This is a genomic window from Pseudonocardia adelaidensis (assembly GCF_039543345.1).
Lineage (GTDB): Bacteria > Actinomycetota > Actinomycetes > Mycobacteriales > Pseudonocardiaceae > Pseudonocardia > Pseudonocardia adelaidensis.
In genome coordinates this window covers 99,749-118,875 of record NZ_BAABJO010000020.1, presented here as the reverse complement: position 1 = coordinate 118,875, position 19,127 = coordinate 99,749, and the positions used below count along the sequence as shown (strand labels likewise).

The 19,127-nt window shown below is 72.3% G+C and carries 17 protein-coding genes, 1 tRNA gene, 1 other RNA gene and 1 pseudogene; 13 read left to right on the top strand and 7 right to left on the bottom strand.

Annotated features, from left to right (window positions below; genetic code table 11):
- Positions 1–72 precede the first annotated feature (72 nt).
- The 8 genes from ABEA81_RS24955 (at position 73) to ssrA (ending at position 6,483) form a co-directional block, all read left to right on the top strand.
- Entirely contained in the window at positions 73–585 is a 513-nt protein-coding gene (locus tag ABEA81_RS24955; protein ID WP_345607744.1) for a helix-turn-helix transcriptional regulator, read from the top strand.
- A 47-nt stretch (positions 586–632) separates the two neighbouring features.
- Positions 633–1,742 (top strand): peptide chain release factor 2, encoded by a 1,110-nt coding sequence (gene prfB / locus ABEA81_RS24950; protein WP_345607743.1) that lies wholly within the window; start codon positions 633–635, stop codon positions 1,740–1,742.
- Between the two features lie 49 nt (positions 1,743–1,791).
- Entirely contained in the window at positions 1,792–2,481 is a 690-nt protein-coding gene (gene ftsE, locus ABEA81_RS24945) for a cell division ATP-binding protein FtsE (protein ID WP_345607742.1), read from the top strand.
- Between the two features lie 4 nt (positions 2,482–2,485).
- Positions 2,486–3,388, top strand: coding sequence for a permease-like cell division protein FtsX (ftsX, locus tag ABEA81_RS24940; RefSeq protein WP_345607741.1), 903 nt, complete (start codon positions 2,486–2,488; stop codon positions 3,386–3,388).
- A gap of 40 nt (positions 3,389–3,428) precedes the next feature.
- Positions 3,429–3,914, top strand: a complete 486-nt coding sequence (gene smpB / locus ABEA81_RS24935; protein WP_345607739.1) for an SsrA-binding protein SmpB — start codon at positions 3,429–3,431, stop codon at positions 3,912–3,914.
- On the top strand, positions 3,911–4,816 hold the full coding sequence (locus ABEA81_RS24930; protein ID WP_345607738.1) for an amidohydrolase family protein: 906 nt from the start codon (positions 3,911–3,913) through the stop codon (positions 4,814–4,816). Before smpB ends, ABEA81_RS24930 begins: the two co-directional genes overlap by 4 nt.
- Positions 4,817–4,863: 47 nt before the next feature.
- Positions 4,864–6,009: a hypothetical protein gene (locus ABEA81_RS24925; RefSeq protein ID WP_345607737.1), complete on the top strand. Its 1,146-nt coding sequence runs from the start codon at positions 4,864–4,866 to the stop codon at positions 6,007–6,009.
- A gap of 88 nt (positions 6,010–6,097) precedes the next feature.
- Positions 6,098–6,483, top strand: a transfer-messenger RNA (tmRNA) gene (ssrA, locus tag ABEA81_RS24920).
- A 656-nt stretch (positions 6,484–7,139) separates the two neighbouring features.
- Here ssrA and ABEA81_RS24915 read toward each other — a convergent pair.
- On the bottom strand, positions 7,140–8,357 hold the full coding sequence (locus ABEA81_RS24915) for a cytochrome P450 (protein WP_345607736.1): 1,218 nt from the start codon (positions 8,355–8,357) through the stop codon (positions 7,140–7,142).
- Between the two features lie 161 nt (positions 8,358–8,518).
- Between ABEA81_RS24915 and ABEA81_RS24910 the strand changes: the two genes are divergently transcribed.
- Positions 8,519–9,178, top strand: coding sequence for a GbsR/MarR family transcriptional regulator (locus ABEA81_RS24910; protein WP_345607735.1), 660 nt, complete (start codon positions 8,519–8,521; stop codon positions 9,176–9,178).
- A gap of 73 nt (positions 9,179–9,251) precedes the next feature.
- Here the strand turns inward: ABEA81_RS24910 and ABEA81_RS24905 are convergent, their stop codons facing one another.
- A complete protein-coding gene (locus ABEA81_RS24905) occupies positions 9,252–9,656 on the bottom strand; it encodes an SRPBCC family protein (RefSeq protein ID WP_345607734.1) in 405 nt (134 codons plus the stop codon).
- Between the two features lie 50 nt (positions 9,657–9,706).
- Between ABEA81_RS24905 and ABEA81_RS24900 the strand changes: the two genes are divergently transcribed.
- Positions 9,707–10,960, top strand: a complete 1,254-nt coding sequence (locus tag ABEA81_RS24900; RefSeq protein WP_345607733.1) for an MFS transporter — start codon at positions 9,707–9,709, stop codon at positions 10,958–10,960.
- On the opposite strand, the gene ABEA81_RS24895 is transcribed toward ABEA81_RS24900, so the two are convergent.
- Positions 10,950–11,675 carry a VIT1/CCC1 transporter family protein gene (locus ABEA81_RS24895; RefSeq protein ID WP_345607732.1) on the bottom strand — a complete coding sequence of 242 codons (726 nt, stop codon included), beginning with the start codon at positions 11,673–11,675 and terminating at the stop codon, positions 10,950–10,952. The genes ABEA81_RS24900 and ABEA81_RS24895 overlap by 11 nt on opposite strands.
- Before the next feature lie 85 nt (positions 11,676–11,760).
- Here ABEA81_RS24895 and ABEA81_RS24890 point away from each other — a divergent pair, with 85 nt between their 5' ends.
- Positions 11,761–12,237: a MauE/DoxX family redox-associated membrane protein gene (locus tag ABEA81_RS24890; protein WP_345607731.1), complete on the top strand. Its 477-nt coding sequence runs from the start codon at positions 11,761–11,763 to the stop codon at positions 12,235–12,237.
- Between the two features lies 1 nt (position 12,238).
- Positions 12,239–12,979 (top strand): DsbA family protein, encoded by a 741-nt coding sequence (locus ABEA81_RS24885; protein WP_345607730.1) that lies wholly within the window; start codon positions 12,239–12,241, stop codon positions 12,977–12,979.
- Between the two features lie 2 nt (positions 12,980–12,981).
- Here ABEA81_RS24885 and ABEA81_RS24880 read toward each other — a convergent pair whose 3' ends face one another.
- Both ABEA81_RS24880 and ABEA81_RS24875 read right to left on the bottom strand, forming a co-directional pair.
- Positions 12,982–14,175 (bottom strand): S9 family peptidase, encoded by a 1,194-nt coding sequence (locus ABEA81_RS24880; protein ID WP_345607729.1) that lies wholly within the window; start codon positions 14,173–14,175, stop codon positions 12,982–12,984.
- Entirely contained in the window at positions 14,150–14,962 is an 813-nt protein-coding gene (locus ABEA81_RS24875) for a TolB family protein (RefSeq protein ID WP_345607728.1), read from the bottom strand. Before ABEA81_RS24875 ends, ABEA81_RS24880 begins: the two co-directional genes overlap by 26 nt.
- Before the next feature lie 84 nt (positions 14,963–15,046).
- Between ABEA81_RS24875 and ABEA81_RS24870 the strand changes: the two genes are divergently transcribed.
- Positions 15,047–15,119 (top strand) — tRNA-Ala (locus tag ABEA81_RS24870).
- 1,868 nt (positions 15,120–16,987) lie between these two features.
- Here ABEA81_RS24870 and ABEA81_RS24865 read toward each other — a convergent pair.
- Together ABEA81_RS24865 and ABEA81_RS24860 are read right to left on the bottom strand one after the other, a co-directional pair.
- Positions 16,988–17,754 (bottom strand): annotated as a pseudogene (locus ABEA81_RS24865) (transposase); the annotation flags it as partial.
- 622 nt (positions 17,755–18,376) lie between these two features.
- Complete coding sequence (locus ABEA81_RS24860; protein WP_345607727.1) at positions 18,377–18,919, bottom strand: MFS transporter; 543 nt, start codon at positions 18,917–18,919, stop codon at positions 18,377–18,379.
- Between the last annotated feature and the right edge of the window lie 208 nt (positions 18,920–19,127).

Below are 19,127 nucleotides of genomic sequence, written 5' to 3'. Positions count from 1 at the left end.
CGGGGTGATCTCTCGTCACGCTGCGCGCCACCGTCGTGGCGATTCGCGGCGCCGGATGGCACGGTGGCCGGCATGCCGGCCCCACGAGCACCCGCCGTGAACGCCACCGCCGCCGCGCTGCTCGGCCTGCTGCACGAGGGACCGATGTCCGGCGGGCAGCTCGTGACGGCTGCTGCGGAGAGGTTCGGCGCCTTCTTCTCGGTCACGCGCAGCCAGGTCTACCGGGAGCTGCCTGCGCTCGCCGCCGCAGGCCTGCTCGAGCGGGGGGAGCAGGGGCCGCGGGCGTCGCAGAAGTACGTGATCACGGCTCAGGGCAAGCGGGCGTTCCGGGCGTGGCTGGCCGCGGCACGGGGGGTCGACAGCCTGCGCAGCCCGCTGGTGCTGCGCCTGCTGCACGCGCGGACGCTCCGTCCGAAGCAGCGGTCCGAGCTGGTGCGCACCAGCCGCGAGGCCTACACCGAGCGGCTCGCGGTGGCCCGCAGGGCGGCGCGTGGCGAGCGCGACCCGTACCGCAAGGCCGTGGCCGACTTCGCGGTCGCGCACGTCCGCGCCGTGCTCGAGCTGCTCGACGCCATACCCGATTAGTCGCCGTCCCGGATGGCCGGAGTCGTCGGGGCGTAACCTGGAGCGTTGTGAACCCCGACGCCGCCGCGGACCTCAAGGACCTCTCCGCCACCCTGGAGAACATCGAGGCGGTCACCGATCTGCCCGCGCTGCGCGCCGAGATCGCCGATCTGTCCGACCAGGCCGGGCAGCCCGACCTGTGGGACAACACGGAGGAGGCCCAGCGGGTCACGAGCCGGCTCGCCCACGCCCAGGGCGACCTGCGCCGCCTCGAGGACCTGCGCCGCCGCCTCGAGGACCTGCCGGTGCTCTACGAGCTGGCCGAGGACGAGGGTGACCAGTCGGCCATCGCCGACGCCGACGCCGACCGCGCCAAGCTGCGCGAGGAGATCGCCTCGCTCGAGGTGCGCACCCTGCTGTCGGGCGAGTACGACCCGCGCGAGGCGCTGGTGACGATCCGCTCCGAGGCGGGCGGCGTGGACGCGGCCGACTTCGCCGAGATGCTCATGCGGATGTACCTGCGCTGGGCCGAGCGGCACGACTACGGCGTCGACGTCCTCGACACCTCCTACGCGGAGGAGGCGGGCATCAAGTCGGCCACGTTCCAGGTGCACGCCCCGTTCGCCTACGGCACGCTGTCGGTCGAGCAGGGCACCCACCGGCTGGTCCGCATCTCGCCGTTCGACAACCAGGGCCGCCGGCAGACGTCGTTCGCCGGGGTCGAGGTCCTGCCGGTCACCGAGACCACCGACCACGTCGACATCCCGGAGAACGAGATCCGCATCGACGTGTTCCGTTCCTCCGGGCCGGGCGGGCAGAGCGTCAACACCACCGACTCCGCCGTCCGGATCACGCACCTGCCCACCGGCATCGTGGTGTCCTGCCAGAACGAGAAGTCGCAGATCCAGAACCGCGCCGCCGCCATGCGCGTGCTGCAGTCGCGCCTCCTGGAGCGCCGCCGCCAGGAGGAGAAGGCGGCGATGAACGCGCTGAAGGACGCCGGCTCGTCGTGGGGCAACCAGATGCGCTCCTACGTGCTGCACCCGTACCAGATGGTCAAGGACCTGCGCACCGAGTACGAGGTCGGCAACCCGTCGGCCGTGCTCGACGGTGACATCGACGGCTTCATCGAGGCCGGCATCCGCTGGCGGCGCAACCAGGCAGTCGCGTCCGCATAGGCGGGTCGGTTCCCGGGGCGGCACCGACCGGCGGGTAGCCTTCCGCGTCGTGATCCGCCTGGAACGCGTCACCAAGCTGTACAAGACCTCGACGCGCCCGGCCCTCGACCGGGTGTCGATGTCGGTCGAGAAGGGCGAGTTCGTCTTCCTCATCGGCCCGTCGGGTTCCGGCAAGTCGACGTTCCTGCGGCTGCTGTTGCGCGAGGACGTGCCGACCAAGGGCAACATCTTCATCTCCGACATGAACGTCGCGAAGCTCCCGCGCCGCCGCGTGCCGAAGCTGCGCCAGCGCATCGGGTGCGTGTTCCAGGACTTCCGGCTGCTGCCGAACAAGACGGTCGGTGAGAACGTCGCGTTCGCCCTCGAGGTGATCGGCAAATCGCGCAACACCGTGAGCAAGGTCGTGCCCGAGGTGCTCGACCTCGTCGGGCTCACCGGCAAGGCGGACCGCATGCCGCACGAGCTCTCCGGTGGCGAGCAGCAGCGCGTCGCGATCGCGCGCGCGTTCGTCAACCGCCCCCAGGTGCTGCTCGCCGACGAGCCCACGGGCAACCTCGACCCGGACACCAGCCAGGACATCATGCTGCTGCTGGAGCGCATCAACCGCACGGGCACCACCGTGCTCATGGCCACCCACGACCACTCGATCGTCGACTCGATGCGCCGCCGCGTCGTGGAGCTCGACCTCGGTCTCGTCGTCCGCGACGACGCGCGCGGCGTCTACGGCGTGGGGCGGTAGGAGCATGCGCTCGGATTTCGTCGCCCGCGAGGTCTTCACCGGCCTGCGCCGGAACGTCACGATGACCATCGCGATGGTGCTGACCACCGCGATCTCGCTCGGCCTCGTCGGCACCGGGCTGCTCGCCGTGCGCACCATCGACCGCACCGAGCAGCTCTACAGCGACCGCTTCGAGGTGCAGGTCACGCTCACCGCGGACGTCTCGGCCGCCGACTTCGACTGCAGCCAGCCGATCTGCACCGGCCTTCGCGACACCCTCGAACGGTCACCGCTGGTGGAGTCCGTGCGGTTCCAGAGCCAGCAGGAGGCCTACGAGCACTTCCAGGAGCTCTTCGCCGGGCAGGCCCTCGCCGACGTCGCGCGCCCCCAGTCGCTGCCGGCCACCCTGCGGGTGCGGCTCGCCGACCAGCAGGGCGGCGCCGACGCCGTCCGACAGGCCATGAACGGCCAGGTGGGCGTGCGCAACGTGATCGACCAGCGGGAAGTGGTCTCCAAGCTGTTCGACATGATCGGCAGCTTCCGCAACGTGACGTTCGCGCTCGCCCTCGTGCAGGCGATCGCGGCGCTGCTGCTGATCTCCAACACGGTGCAGATCTCGGCGTTCACCCGGCGGGTCGAGGTGGGCGTGATGCGGCTAGTGGGCGCCACCCGCTGGTACACGCAGCTGCCGTTCCTCATCGAGGCGGTGGTCACCGGCGTGGTCGGTGCCCTCATCGCCGTCGGCGGCCTGCTGGCCGGGAAGTACCTGTTCATCGACAAGCTGCTCTCCGGGATCGTCGCCAACGGAGTGGTGCCGCCGGTGGAGCTCGCCGACATCGTCTGGGTCGCGCCGATCCTCGTGATGATCGGTGGGGGCATCGCCGCGATCACCGGTTACGCGACGCTGCGGATGTACGTGCGGCTCTAACCGCGAGGCTCTGATCCGTGTCCCCGCGTAGGCTGGACAGGTGAAGGAGACGGGCCGAAAGGTGATCGCGCAGAACCGCAGGGCGCGACACGACTACACCATCCTCGACACCTACGAGGCCGGCGTGGCGCTCATGGGAACCGAGGTCAAGAGCCTGCGGCTGGGTCGCGCCTCCCTCGTCGACTCCTTCGCCACGATCGACGACGGCGAGGTGTTCCTCCGCGGCCTGCACATCCCCGAGTACACGCAGGGCAGCTGGACCAACCACGAGCCCCGGCGCACCCGCAAGCTCCTGCTGCACCGCGGCGAGATCGAGCGGCTGATCGGCAAGATCCGCGAGGGCGGGCTCACGCTCGTGCCGATGTCGCTGTACTTCAGCGACGGCAAGGTCAAGCTGGAGCTGGCACTCGCCCGAGGCAAGCGGGCCTACGACAAGCGCGCCGACCTCGCCAAGCGCGACGCCGACCGCGAGATCCAGCGGGCGTACGGGCGGGCGGTCAAGGGTCGCGCCCGGGAGATGCGGTGACGGTTCCGGCGCCTCCGGAGTCCGACGACGACGTCCCGCGGTTCCTCTCCGAGCTCGGCGTGCCCGGGATCGTCGACATCCACGTGCACTTCCTGCCGGAGCGGGTGCTGCGCAAGGTCTGGGCGTACTTCGACCAGGCGCAGACCCACTACGGCACGGCGTGGCCGATCCACTACCGCACGCCCGAGCCGGAGCGCGTCGCCACGCTGCGGAAGCTCGGCGTGCAGACGTTCGCGCCGCTCGTCTACCCGCACAAGCCGGGCATGGCGCGCTGGCTCACCGAGTGGGTCACGGAGTTCGCCACGACCACTGCGGACGCCCTGCCGACGGCCACCCTCTACCCCGAGCCGGACGTCGCCGACTACCTCGGTGTCGCCCTCGCGGCCGGGGCGCGAGCGGTGAAGGTGCACGTCCAGGTGGGTGGGTTCGACCCGCGCGACCCGCTGCTGCGCCCCGCCTGGGGGCTCATCGCCGACGCGGGCGTGCCCGTCGTCGTGCACTGCGGGCACGGGCCGATCCCGGGTGCCCACACCGGGCTGGACGTGTTCGGGGACGTCCTCGCCGAGCACCCCCAGCTGCGTGCCGTGCTCGCCCACGCCGGGATGCCCGACTTCGTCGCGGCCCTCGACCTCGTGCGCCGCTACGAGCACGTGCACATCGACACGACGATGGTCGGCACCGCGTTCAGCAGCCGGTTCGCGCCGCTGCCCGCCGACTGGCCCGCCCGGCTGGCGGACGTGGCGGACCGCGTGGTGTTCGGGTCGGACTTCCCGAACATCCCCTACCCCTACGCGGAGCAGGTGCGCGCCGTCGCCGAGTGGGCCGCGGCCGACGACCGCCTCGGCGACGCCTTCCTCCGCTCGGCCCTGCACACCGCACCGGGTCGCCTGCTGGCACTCTGACCCGTCCGATTGCCGATCCTGACCAGCGGGTACGCCCGGGGATGGACATGGGGCTGACGATCGTCGTCGTGCTGGTGGTGCTGGCCGTGATCGCTGCGGTCGCGATCCTCGCCGTCCAGGGCAGGCGACGCAGACAGGAGCAGCAGCGCATCGAGGCGGCCGAGCACCGGCACGAGGCGGAGATCCGCACTGCCAGTGCCCAGCGCCGCGAGGCCGAGGCGGCCGAGCGGACGGCCCGCGCCGACCACGAGCGGGCCCAGGCCCGTGAACAGGCCGCGCGCGCCGATCAGGACCGGGAGGCGGCGCAGGCCCGGCAGGCCGCGGCCGACCGGATCGACCCCGACGGCTCGCGCCGCGACGGCCCCGCCGATCCCGCGGGCCGCACCGACGACCTCCGGATGGCCGGCGCAGGCCACGACCGGTCCGCGCCGGACCAGCGTGGGCCCGAGCACCACGCCGACCCGGCTGCGCACGAGCAGCACGGGGCGTTCGCCGGGCAGCACCAGCGGGAGCAGCAGCACGATGGTGGGCCCGGCCGGCACGCCGGCCCGTCCGCGCCCGGCGGGCAGTTCGCCGCCCCCGCGGCTGCGATGGGGCAGCACCGCGAGCACGACCCGGACCCGGCCGCGCAGGGCGCGCCCGGCGGGCAGCACCCCGCGGCACAGCAGCACGGGGGCCCCGAGGGCGGGCAGTTCGGAACGCCTGCAGGCCCGACGGGGCAGCACGCCGCGCACGACGGTCCCCCCGGAAAGGACCACGACACCGCCGGCGTGCCCGCGGGTCAGCGGCCAGATCCCGCATCCGACCGGCCGCGGGGTCACGACGGCGGCGACGAACCCACGGGTCCCGTCGAGCAGCAGCCCGGCGTGCACGTAGGCGGCACGCAGCCGGACGGCCAGGGGCCGGCCGCGGACCCGGCGGCACGCACGGACGACCTCCAGGTCGGCCCGGGCGGCCGCGGCGGCAGGCACGAGGCGCCCGGACCCGGGCAGCAGCCGGACAGCGACCCGCTGAACCAGGCATGGCACGGCCCCTCCGCCACCGGCGGCTCCGCCGCGGTGGGCCACCAGGGCAGCCAGGACCGCGCCACCCGCGACGACCCACAGGGCGAGGTACCCGCCCAGCGCACCGGCGACCACGAGCGGCACGGCGTCCGCGCCCTCGCCGACCGGCTACTGGGACGCCACGACTGAACGGGCCGCCACACCCGGGTGTGGAATCGGGATGAACGGACCGCGCCCTCGCGTTAGACTGTCCGGACGCCCCTGACGGGGCGGCGAAGGGGGTGAACGGTTTCGACTCCGGATGCGGATCAAGGGGAAGCGTGCCGAGGAAGGCGACGATGATCTCGTTAACCATGCGTCGCAAAAAAACAAGTGCCGCTAATAAGCGCACTGTCCCGGCTCAGGCCGAGTACGCACTCGCCGCCTGATCCAGTGAGGGACTGTCGGCCCGGGTGTGTTCCCGACCCGGGGTCCGGCATCAGCTAGGGGACTCACCCGTTCGTCCGGTCGCGGGGCGGACGGGGACAACAGACAGCGACTGGGATCGTCACACCGGCTCGTCCGCGTGACCGGTGGATCCGAGTAGAGGCACAGCGGACTGCGCACGGAGAAGCCCTTGTGAAGCGACGGAGGACCCGGGTTCGATTCCCGGCACCTCCACCCGATCGGCGGGCGTGCTCGCGGAGCACGCTCGCCGATTTCGTGTGTCGGAGTGTCTTGTGGGGGGCCCAGCCCCCCACACCCCCAGCCGGGGGCGCGCCCCCGGACCCCCATCGGTGGTGGCCGGCGCGTTGGATCTGCGCGATCAGGCGTGCACCCGATCGGCGGGCGTGCTCGCGGAGCACGCTCGCCGATTTCGTGTGTCGGAGTGTCTTGTGGGGGGCCCAGCCCCCCACACCCCCAGCCGGGGGCGCGCCCCCGGACCCCCATCGGTGGTGGCCGGCGCGCTGGATGTGCGCGATCAGGCGTGCTCGCGGAGCACGCTCGCCGGCTTGTGTGTTGGCGTGTCTTGTGGGGTCCAGCCCCCCACACCCCCAGCCGGGGGCGAGCCGCCAAACCCCATCGGTGGTGGCCGGCGCGTTGGATGTGCGCGATCAGGCGCGCTCGCGGAGCACACTCGCCGATTTCGTGTGGCGGAGTGTCTTGTGGGGGCCCGGCCCCCCACACCCCCAGCCGAGGGCGCGCCCCCGGACCCCGGTCCGTGGTGGTTGCGTGGCGTGCGGTGCATGGTGGTGAGCTGGGCTAGTTCCGGTCCGCGGGTGGGTCCGCGGAGCACGCTCGCCCTCGTGGGGCCGAGCCTCCGGGCCCAGCGGCGGCCGTCACGCGTCCCAGGTGACCGGGAGGCTCTTCACCCCGTAGACGTCCGCGGTCTCCGGGCGGAGGGCGACGTCGTCGGCGGGTACGGCCAGCCGGAGCGTGGGGAAGCGTCCGAGCAGCGCGGGGAACGCGACCCGCATCTCGACGCGGGCCAGCTGCTGCCCCAGGCACTGGTGGATGCCGTGGCCGAAGGCCAGGTGCCCGCCAGCCTGCCGGTGGAGATCGAGCACGTGGGGATCGGCGAAGCGTTCGGGGTCGCGGTTGGCGGTGTTGTAGGACAGGATCACCGCGGATCCGGCCTCGATTGTCCGCCCGGCCAGCTCGACGTCCTCCAGCGCCGTCCTCATGAGCGTCTTGGCGACGCTCAGGTACCGCAGCAGCTCCTCGACGGCCCGGTCGGCGAGTGCGGGGTCGGCCCGCAGCGCGGCAAGCTGCGCCGGGTGGCGCAGGAGCGCGAAGGTGCCCAGCGCCAGCATGTTCGCGGTCGTGTCGAGCCCGGCCGCCAGCAGGATCAGGCTCATCCCCCTCAGTTCCTCATCGGTCAGGTCGCTGTCGGTGAGGTCGCTGAGCACGTCGTCGGTGGGGTGCGCGCGCTTGGCCGCGACGAGCTCCGCGAGGTACTCCTGGGTCGCGGTATAGGCCGCGATGAGGTCCTCGTCGCTCGTCTCGCCGCTCATGAACGACTCGACCTGCTTCTGGAAGGAGCCGCGGTCCGCGTACGGCACCCCCAGCAGCTCGCAGATCATGATGGCGGGGATGGGCGTGGCGAACGCGGTCACCAGGTCCGTCGGCGGGCCGGCCTCCTCCATGGCGTCCAGGTGCTCGGCGGTGATCTGCTCGACGCGCTCGGTGAGCAGTCGCATCCGCCGCACGGTGAACTTGCCGACCAGCGGCTTGCGGTAGCGGCTGTGCTGCGGCTCGTCCATGAGGAGGAACTCGCCGGGCGGCGCGGGCGGGACCTCCACGCCGCTGTAGTCGATCAACGGGTGGTGGCGCATGAGCTCCTTGCGCGAGCTGAACCGCGAGTCGGCCAGGACCGTCCGGACCAGGTCGTATCCGGTGATCAGCCAGCCCTGGTGCCCGTCGGGGAACGAGTAGCGGCTGATGGGGCCGTACCGGCGGGCGTCGAGCAGCTCGGCCGGCGGGTCGAAGGGACAGCCGGGTGGGCGCGCGGGCGGAAGCGTCGCGACGGTGTGGAGGGGTTCGCTCCTGTTTGACACAACTCGAAAGCTACGTTGCGTTCAGTACATGGTCAACTATGTTGAAGTCATTCTCGCAGGCAAACTTGGACAAACTGATGCAATGACGCTGGACGCGAACGCAACGTTGCGTTGCAATGAATGACGGCGAAGGCCATACTGGTGGCGTGCCAGGAGGACGGTTGACCCGGCAGGACCGCCATCGCATCGCCGCAGGCCTCGCCGACGGCCACTCGTACGCCGAGATCGCCAGGCGGCTCGACCGGCCGACCTCGACGATCAGCCGGGAGGTCGCACGCAACGGCGGCCCCGGCAGCTACCGCCCCCAGCGTGCGCACCGGGCGACGGTCCGGCGGGCGCGGCGTGGCACCCCCGAACCCCCACGCGAGGCCGGGCCGTCGGGCAGCGTGATCGAGGAGGAGATCATCGAGATGGCGGTCAGGGCAGGGCTGCCGCGGACCACGGCGCGCGTGCACCTCGATCTGCTGCTGTCCGAGGACGGCAGGCGCACCGCAGCCGAGCTCACCCGCAGGCTGAAGGTGAGCCCGGCCTCCGTCTCCGTGGCCGTGAACTACCTGATCCAGCAGGGGTACGTCCGGCGCGAGCGTGATCCGCAGCGGCGTCGTGACATCTACGTGGTCGACGACGACGCCTGGTACCACACGATCCTGATCAGCTCGCGGCAGACGCTCGAGACGGCGAAGGCGGCGATGGCGGCGGCGGAGACGTTCGGGCGCGCCGGGCCCGTGGGGCAGCGGCTGGCCAAGGTGGGGATCTTCCTGGAGCGGGTCAGCCTGGACATGATGGAGTCGGCCGACCGCTGGCGGGCCCTCCTGGCGTGATGGAGGTGGACCTCGGTTCGATCAAGGGCACCTGATCGACCCGAAGTCCATGTGCGCCCCAGGAGGGCGCCGGCTAGGCGCTGGTGGTCACCACCCGCTCCAGGCGGGTCAGGGCGTCGTCCAGCCACTCCCGCACGTCCGCTGCGGGAGTACCGCCGCGCGTCTCCGGCTGGTCGCCGAGGAACGAGAGGTGCAGGAGCACGGAGGAGCGGTCGCCCTCGGCGTGCTCGACCTGCAGCCAGCCCGCGTACTCGGGGGCGTGGGCCCACTCCACGCGAAGTTGCTCGGGGCGCACCCGCACGGTGCCCTCCGCGTCGACCCCCCGCTCCGGGACGTCGGCGTGCACCTCGCCGCCGCCGGTCGGGCGCACGTCCACGGGAGACGGCAGCCACTCCGGCAGCCGGTCCAGATCGGACACCACGGCGAACACCTGCTCCGCCGCGGCGTGGATGCCGCGTTCCGCCTCGAACTCCGCCATGCCCGCCCTGTACCCCGGCATCCGCATGACCACCCGTAGGGTTTGCGGACGTGCAGGAGCGGATGCCCCGCGAGATCTGGGTCCTCGTCGGCACCTCGTTCCTCATCGCCATCGGCTACGGGATCGTTGCGCCGACGCTGCCGGTGTTCGTCCGGTCGTTCGACGTCGGCATCACGGCGGCCTCCCTCGTGATCAGCGTGTTCGCGCTCGTCAGGCTCCTGTTCGCGCCGCTCTCGGGGCGCATCGTGGGCCGCGTCGGCGAGGTTGCGACGTTCATGATCGGCCTCTCGGTCGTCGCCCTGAGCACCGGGGCGTGCGCGTTCGCGGCGAGCTACTGGCAATTGCTCGTGCTGCGCGGGCTGGGGGGCATCGGCTCCACGATGTTCACCGTGTCGGCGCTGTCGCTGCTCATCCGGCTCGCGCCGGTGCACATGCGCGGCCGCGCCTCCGGGATGTGGGCCACCGGGTTCCTGCTGGGCAACGTCATCGGGCCGCTCGTCGGCGGCGGCTTGGGCGCCGTGAGCCTGCGCGCGCCGTTCCTCGTGTACGCGGCGGTGCTCGTGGTCGTCGTGGGCATCGCCGTGGCCCTGTTGCGCGGACGGGACGGGAACGGCTCCGCGCAGGTGGCGGCGGAGCCGCCCGCCCGGTTCCGGACGGCCCTGTCCCACCCGGCGTACCGCGCGGCGCTCGCCGCCAGCTTCGCCAACGGGTGGGTGGTGTTCGGGGTCCGCGTCGCGCTGGTGCCGCTGTTCGTCGTCGAAGCGCTGGGGCAGCCCGAGGCGTGGGGCGGCATCGCCCTCGCCGTGTTCGCCGTCGGGAACGCGGCCACCCTCGTGGTGGCGGGCCGGTTGGCGGACCGGCGCGGCCGCCGCCCACCCGTGCTCGGCGGTCTCGCCGTCACGGCGGCGGCCACCGCCGTTCTCGGGTTCCTCACCGACCCGGTCCTGTTCCTGGCCGCGAGCCTGCTCGCCGGCATGGGCAGCGGCCTCGTGAACCCGCCGATCAACGCTGCCGTCGCCGACGTGATCGGCTCGCGGGCGCGCGGAGGGACCGTGCTCGCCGGGTTCCAGATGGCGGCGGACCTCGGCGCCATCGTCGGCCCGGTGGTCGCCGGCGCCCTCGCCGAGGTGACCGGGTTCGGGGCCGCGTTCGTCGTGTCCGGTGCCGTGGCGTTCCTCGCGCTCGGCTTCTGGCTGCGTGCGCCCGAGACCCTGCCGGCCGCGTCTGCCCCACGGGCCGCTGTGGAGTCGGGCGCGGAGTGCTCCGGGGCGGAATGCCCCTCGCGTCGGGGGCCTATCCCGTGACCCCCACGCCGATCAGCATCCCGACCACGTAGGTCGCGCCCGCGGCGAGCGCTCCGAATGCGAGCTGCCGCAGGCCGCTGAACAGCCAGGCGCGCGTGGTGAACCGGGACGTGAGCGCGCCCACCGTGAACAACCCGACCGCCCCCACGAGCAGGGCCACGGGCAGCGACGACGACCCGAGCAGGAACGAGATCAGCGGGATCACCCCACCGCCGGCGAAGCACAGGAACGACGAGATGGCGGCGACCCACGGCGAGGGCTGCTCGTCGACGTCGACGCCGAGCTCCTGCGCCACGTGCACCTTCAGCGCCAGCTCCGGGTTGGCGTGCACCTCTCGGGCCATCGCCTCTGCCGTGGGACGGGTGAGGCCCATGTCCTCGTACATGCGGGCGAGCTCGGCCTGCTCGGCGAGCGGGTGGATCCGGATCTCCTCGCGTTCCACGGCCACCTCGCTGGCGACCGCGTCGTTCTGCGTGTCGACCGACGCGAACTCACCGAGGGCCATCGAGAACGCGCCCGCGACGAGCCCGGCCATCCCGGTCAGGATGATCGTTTGCCGGTCGGCGCCCCCGCCGCCGACGCCCGCGACGAGCGCGATGTTCGTGACCAGGCCGTCCATCGCTCCGAACACCGCTGCACGCAGCCACCCGCCGGAGACGTCGGCATGGTGGTGGTCGTGTCCGGCCAGGTCGGCCGGGTCGGGGACATCGCTCATCACGCAAGCCTAGAATCCGGCAGGAGTGACCCTCCGTACGCAGGGTGCTACCCGCTGCGATCATCGACGTGGCTAGGCTGAGCCCGTGGACCGTGCCCGCCCGCTCGACGTCGTCGGGACGTTGGCACGGTTCGGCCTCGCCGCCGTGTGGCTGGTGTCCGGCCTGCTCAAAGCCGTCGACCCGGACCAGACCTACGTCGCCGTGCGCGCCTACGACGTGTTGCCCGCCGCGGGCGTGGAGGTCGTGGCGGCGCTGCTGCCGTGGGTCGAGCTCGCGCTCGGTGTGCTGCTGCTGGTCGGCGTCGGCACCCGCCTGGTCGCCGCGCTGTCCGCCGCGCTGTTGCTCGTGTTCGTCGTCGGAGTGGCCCAGGCCTGGGCGCGCGGCCTGTCGATCGACTGCGGGTGCTTCGGCGGCGGTGGTGCGGTGGAACCCGGTGAGACGACTTACGTGCAGGAGATCGTGCGTGACGTGGGCTTCCTGTTGATGGCGGGCTGGCTGATCGTCCGCCCGCGCACGGTGCTGGCACTCGACGACCGGATCGGAACCAGGAGGTTGGGCTGACATGGCCGGAGGTTCACGCGCCGAGAAGCAGCGCAAGCAGGAGGCGGCCCAGCGCCGCCTCGCCGCCGCTGGCATCCAGGCGCCGCAGAAGCGCAACCGGACCCCGATGATCGTGGTGGCCGTGGTGATCGTCCTCGCCGTGGCGGTCGGGGGTGCGGTGCTGATCGCCCGTGCACTGGGCGCCGACGTCGAACCCACCTACACCGCCAAGGCGGACGGGGCGGTCGTCACCGCGGGCACCGGCCCGGCCGTGATCGACGTCTACCAGGACTACATCTGCCCGAGCTGTGAGCGGTTCGAGGAGCGCTACGGCAACGACATCACGACCGCCCTGAACGAGGGCAGGCTGACCGTCCGCTTCCACCCGATCGCCATCCTCGACGAGCAGAGCAACCCCGCCGGCTACTCCACACGGGCGGCGAACGCCGCGCTCTGCGCGGTGCCGGCCGGGATCTTCCCGCGCTACCACAAGAAGCTCTTCGACGAGCAGCCCGCGGAGGGCAGCGCCGGCCTGAGCAACGAGCAGTTGATCCAGTTCGGCACGGAGCTGGGAGCTCAGGGCGACTTCGCGGGGTGCGTCCAGGGCAACTCCCACGCGGACGCGATCGCGAAGGAGACCGACAAGGCCACGAAGGACCCGGCCCTGCAGACGGAGGGCCGGTTCGGCACCCCGACCGTCGCGATCGACGGCAAGAAGATCGACCTCAACGACACGAGCTGGCTGCAGAAGGCGCTCGGCTGAGGTCATCCCTCCCGGGACGGGTGGTCCCAGGTGAAGGCCGGCCGGCGCCCGCCGAGGTGCCGGCCGAACCAGTCGAGGATGATCTCGGCCCGCTGCACGCGGTGCCGGGGAGACCCGCTGCGCGACATCTCATGGCTCTCGGCGGGGAAGCGCCAGTACTCCACCGGCTTGCCGAGCATCCGCAGGGCGACGAACAGCTGGTCGGCCTGCTCGACGTGGCAGCGCAGGTCGTCCTCGGCGTGCAGGATCAGCAGCGGCGTGTCGATGTCCCGCACGTAGCTGATCGGGGACATCCGCCGGTAGACGTCGGGCCGGTCGAGGTGCGTCAGGCCGAACTCGAAGCGGAAGTAGCCCGCCGAGTCCGAGCTCCACTCCTCCGACTCGAGGTTGTTGCACGCCCGCTCGCTGCACGCGGCCGCGAACCGGTCGGTGTGCCCGACCAGCCAGCTCGTCATGTACCCGCCGTACGAGCCGCCCAGCACGCCGACGCGGTCGGGGTGCAGCGCCGGCTCGCGGGCCAGCGCGGCGTCGAGCACGGCCAGTACGTCGTCGGCGTCGATGCCGCCCCACCCGGTGCCGGGCACCTCGGCTGCCTCCGGCGGCCGGATCCCTCGTGCCCACGCCTCCGTGCGGCCCGTCGAGCCGTGCGGGTTGCAGTAGACGACCGCGTACCCCGCGCCCGTCCAGAGCTGGAACTCGTCGAACCACGAGTTGCCGTACTGCGACATCGGGCCACCGTGGACGGACAACAGGACCGGCAGCCGCTCGCCCTCCGGCGCCTCCGCCGGACGCACCAGCCACGCGTCGACCTCCCCGTCGCCCGCGGGCGACGGCACCGTGAAGTGCTCCGGCCAGGCCGCCGGGACGGCGTCGTGGAACGCCCTCCCCAGCGAGGTGAGCCGCCGTTCGGCGCCCTGGGCGTCGCGGACGTAGAGCTCGGGCAGCTCGGTCGGGGTGGTCGCGACGAACGCGAGCGTGCCCCCGGCGGCGTCGAAGCCCGTGACGACCCGCGTGCCGTCGACCAGCGGTTCAGGCGTGGCGTCCCCGTCGGCGCGGACCCGCCACACCTCCACGTCGCCACCGTCCTCGAGGGAGAACAGCACGTGCTCGCCCTGCCACAGCGGAGCCCGTACGCACTGCCGGTCCAACGCCGCGGTGAGCACGCGCTCGTCACCGGTCTGCGCGTCGAGCACCACGACCTGCGCGTGGGAGTGGACTATCCGGTTGTCCTGGCCGACCGCGGCGATCAGCGTGCCGTCCGGGCTGAACGCGGGCAGGCTGTGGGACAGCCCGCGGTCGGTGAGCCCGCACCCCGCCGTCCACGTCGATCAGATGGACGTCGTCGATCAGCTCCAGGTCCCAGTCCTTGCTCCGGGCGGCCGTCACCGCGAGCGTCCGCCCGTCCGGCGACCACGCAGGGTCGCCGTGCTCGTACGGCCCGCCCGCCACGAGCGTCGCCTCGCCCGACCCGTCCGCGGGCACCACGAACACGCTCCGCGGCCGGTCGATGATCCAGCCCACGTCGTCGAGGCGGGAGTAGAGCCGGTCGATCCGCCGCGGCGGCCGGGCGAGGTCGTCGTCCCCCTCGGAGTAGCGGCTCGCCCGCTCCCGCGACGCGAACGCGAGCCGTGAACCGTCCGGCGACCAGGCCGGTCGCCCGATCGCCTCCGGCCGCACGCAGACCGCCACCGTCTCCCCGGGCCCGTCCACCGGCAGCACGTGCAGCGAGCTCCGGCCGTCCGCCCCGCGCCGGGTGAACGCCAGCCGACGCCCGTCCGGCGACCAGGCCGGCTGCCCGTCCTGGTCACCCGCCGTCAAGGGGAACGGGGCCGACGACCCGTCCGCCGCGGCGAGCCAGACCGAGCTGCGGTAGCGGTTGCCCTCCAGGTCCACCCTGGTCACGACGAAGGCGACCCGACGGCCATCGGGGGAGACCCTCGGGTCGGCGACGGTGACGACACGGCCGATGTCAGCAGGTTGCACCCAGCCGGAACCTAGGTCAACACCGGGGTGTCGGCGACCCGCTTCCCGGGGTGCTCTGGGGGTCGTGTAACTTTGTCGGGGCAAGGGGCTGTGGCGCAGCTGGTAGCGCACTTGACTGGCAGTCAAGGGGTCAGGGGTTCGAATCCCCTCAGCTCCACTCGTCCATCTAGAACCCCGCCACCTGAGTTTGTCCAGGTCAGGTGGGCTTTTCTACATCCGTTGTCGATCTTGTCATGACGGTTGGCGTGGCTGTTCCGTGGGCCAAGTGGAGCAAAACTGGAGCACGGCGTCGACGGCCGCGAAATGGGGCACGGTCTGCTCCAGCCCCACAGCGCAGTACGCACCGGTTCGGTGTCTGTCCGCGACGGTTGGCGATCGGTTGTGGGGCCGTCGCCGCGGTAGCACTGGGTGGATGGGTGGGTCGTCAAGGGGTCATTGCTGCGGCAGCGCGTGAACATGGACCGCGGCGGGGACCACCCCCGCGTCCGCGGGGCGCACAAGTGCTGAGCGTTGTTGCCGTCCCATGCGGCGAGACCACCCCGCGTCCGCGGGGCGCACCGCAAGGCGTCCCTGGTCGGGATGGATTGGGCGGGACCACCCCCGCGTCCGCGGGGCGCACGCCTCCTCGATCCAGCGGCGCAGGTTGCCTGCCGGACCACCCCCACGTCCGCGGGGCGCACTTGTTCATGTCGCCGAGGAACCACATGATCTCGGGACCACCCCCGCGTCCGCGGGGCGCACATGCGCGACAGCCTCGGGCCGCAGGCGAAGCTGGGACCACCCCCGCGTCCGCGGGGCGCACAACGCGAGGAGCTGCCCGAGGTACCAGGCTTGGGGACCACGCCCGCGTCCGCGGGGCGCACGGGAGCCCGCCAGCGCGCTCGACCCAGTTGGCCGGACCACCCCCGCGTCCGCGGGGCGCACGATCCCGTCGACAACGAGAACTGGCAGGTCGCGGGACCACCCCCGCGTCCGCGGGGCGCACGCCCGCACGGACATGCGTCGCCGTCCGCGGACCGGGGACCGCCCCCGCGTCCGCGGGGCGCACTCGACGATCCGGACGGCGGGAATCAGCCCGGACGGACCACCCCCGCGTCCGCGGGGCGCACAGCTGCGCCTGCCCGGCAGCCGAGTTGACCCAGGGACCACCCCCGCGTCCGCGGGGCGCACGTCCCGGTCGAGCCGGACGTGATCGGCGTCTTGGGACCACCCCCGCGTCCGCGGGGCGCACGAGCCGTTCAGGGTCGACCCGGACCCAACCGGGGGACCACCCCCGCGTCCGCGGGGCGCACGTCGTCCTGAACAGCTCGGCGCCGTCCCGACTGGGACCACCCCCGCGTCCGAGGGGCGGTTCGGCTGCCCAACTTCGCGGAGGCGGTGATCGAGCTTGCGGGCGATCAACGACGACCGTCGCTGAGCGCGCACGGACCGAGGCTCCGCCCGTCACCGGGCGCGCAGCCAAGCCCGGCAACCCAACCGGCGGCGGCGACCGTGAGGATGGCGCCGATCCCGAGCTGTGCGTGACCGGCGATCGGCGAAGCGCACCCGCCCGCCTCGTCGGCGCCGTCCTCGCCGCGATCTCGTGCGTGACGTTGCGGGGAGGCGAGCAGCTCTCGCGCCGTGCGCCGCCGGGGGTTGATCTCGAAGCGGGTCAGGTGCATCGCTAGAGCACGTCCATCGGGTCGTCGGTGTCGGCGGGGCGGTGATGCCGCGGAAGGTCCACGGAATCAGCACCGTGGCGGCAGCGCGAGCTTACGGTGCCGCGCGACCGGGTCGGGGTTCCGGCAGGGCGCCCGGTTCCGGTCTGGTAGCGCGGGCGAGGACGAGAGGTGGGCTTCGGCGCGGGTCAACGTCGGCCCGGACCCTTCGCGGGGCGGGCGGTGCAGCGGCCAGGGTGACCAGCGTCAAGCTGCGGGCCTCGAAGGGCTTCCAGGCGGGCCGCTCGGCGTGGTGCGAGCCGGTTCTTGGACTGCAGTTCACGTTGGGCTTTGACCCAGGCGACACGCTGCACGCTCGCCGCCACCAGCCCAGCGCGCGGCGGGGCCGGGGTTCACCACGGCCAGCCAGTCGGTGAGCTGAGCGTTGAACTCCGCCGGGCCGGCGAAGGCGCGTCCGGGCAGGAACGAGCGCTCCAGGTAGTCGTGCGCGCGTTCGATCAGGCCCTTGGCCTCAGGGTCGGCCGGCCGGCAGACCAGCACCTTCGGGGCCGATCGCACCCTCGCCGTCCCAGACCAGCACCCGCGGCACCGCGCCCAGCTGCTCGAGCAGCTGCCACCAGCCAGCGAACAGATCCTCCGCCTTCCGGGAGGGGACCAGCACCGCGAGCAGCCAGCGGGCATAGGCGGTCACCATCGTCAGCACCGGCAGCTGGGTCGGCTGGCGGGTCTGCCCGAACCCGACCGGCAACTGGATCGGGGGGAACCACAGGTCACACTGGGCGATCTCCCCGGCCACGTAGCTGGTGCGCGAGGCCGGGTCTGGCGGCAGATACACCGGGCGCAGCTCCCGAACCCGTTCCTTGAGCACGGTCAACCCGCGCGTCCACCCGATCCGCTCGGCAATCACCGTCGCCGGCATCGTCGGATACGCCGCCAGCAGCTCCCGGATCCGCGGCTCGACCGCGTCCACGACCGACCTCGCCGGGGCCCGCTCGTACTTCCGTGGCCCATCCGCGGCCAGCGCCGCCCGCACCGTGTTGCGCGAACACCCCATCACCCGGGCGATCGCCTTGATCGGCAACCCCTCCGACCGGTGCAACCGGCGGATCTCGCCCAGTCCTCCACGCTCAGCACCTCCAGACCTTGAGAACGATCTTGTGGAGGGGGTCAACTTTCACTTGCCGCAAAGGGGAGTTTTCAGGCGCCGCCGACAGGTGCGTGGGTGGGTGGCGGCCCACGTCGGCTTGGTCCACCTCGAACTCAACCCGGATGTACGCGATCCTGCCCGGATCTACCGATCGACCCCGACGAACGGGCACCGCCACGGGGCCCCGCCAGACCGTCCTTGACCAACCGAGAGCCGAGCGGTAGCGGTCGACGCTATGGGGGTACTCCCACGTATTGGGCGATGTGACGAGCAAGGCTTCCATAATGATCAGCCCGGAGGACTCGGACGCGGTACGTGCCGACGATGCGCTTATAGAGCGGCTGCGTGCGGGAGGCCCGCCCGATCCGGCCGATCCGCTGCCGGCCTTGCTTGCAGCATGGCGCGACTTCGTGCGGCAGTCGGCCGGGCGCGCAGCCCAGCAGGCACAACGTCTTGCGCACCCACTAGCATGACCACCGGCGCTGTGTCTGGCACAGGGCGGACGGCTGGCGCGCCGACGGTCGGGACCTGGCGCTCATCGTGTGCGGGAGGCGGATGGATGACCCGCGAAGCGTCCGGCGAACATGGACGCACCCGCCAAGAGCGCGGCTACGCCTCCAGCGAGGTACGCGCAACCGACCGACAGGTGCTGGGTCGGACCTCCGGCCACCGCGCTTCCGACCGCGAAGCCGAGCCAGTTGGCCGTGACGAGACCGAGAAGGCGTGAGTCTGCGCCGGGGCCGCGGCCGGGGTTCGTTTGGAGACCAGCAGGCTTTCGATGGTGTCGGCCAGCCCGGTGGCGGCGCCGATCAGCACGAGCACGATCGTACTGATCAGTAGCCCGGGTGTCGTCCCCATCGTCGCGATGAGTACGCCGTAGGCGACGAGGCAGACGCCGAGATGGACGGACAGCCGTCCCGGAACCGCGACGCCACCGTAGAGGAAGCTTGCGAGAACACCGCCGCTCGCGATCGCGGCAATGAGCACGCCCGGATCGACCCCGAGGACGTCCGCGTGGGCGACTGTGGCGACCTGGTTGATGCCCGGGTGATCGAGGGGTTGCCGGATCAGCTGATCCCGCTGGATGAGCTGCGCGCCCGGCTGCTTGCCGGCGGCTGTTCCCCGGCGGTGCGCGACGTGGTGTGGGCGCATCTTGTGCGCCGCTCCCGTGCTGAGGGGGGCACCTGGACGGTCGCCGCCGCGGGCATGGCCCTGCCGGTGCTCACCCGGGTCGCCCGGATCCTGAGGGCCAAGTACGCAGGTGATCCTAGCGATATCCATGCCGCCGTCTTGTCCGGTTTCTTGACCGGACTCACCCGGGTCGACCCGCAGCGGCCCGCGGTGCTGGTGTCGCTGCGCT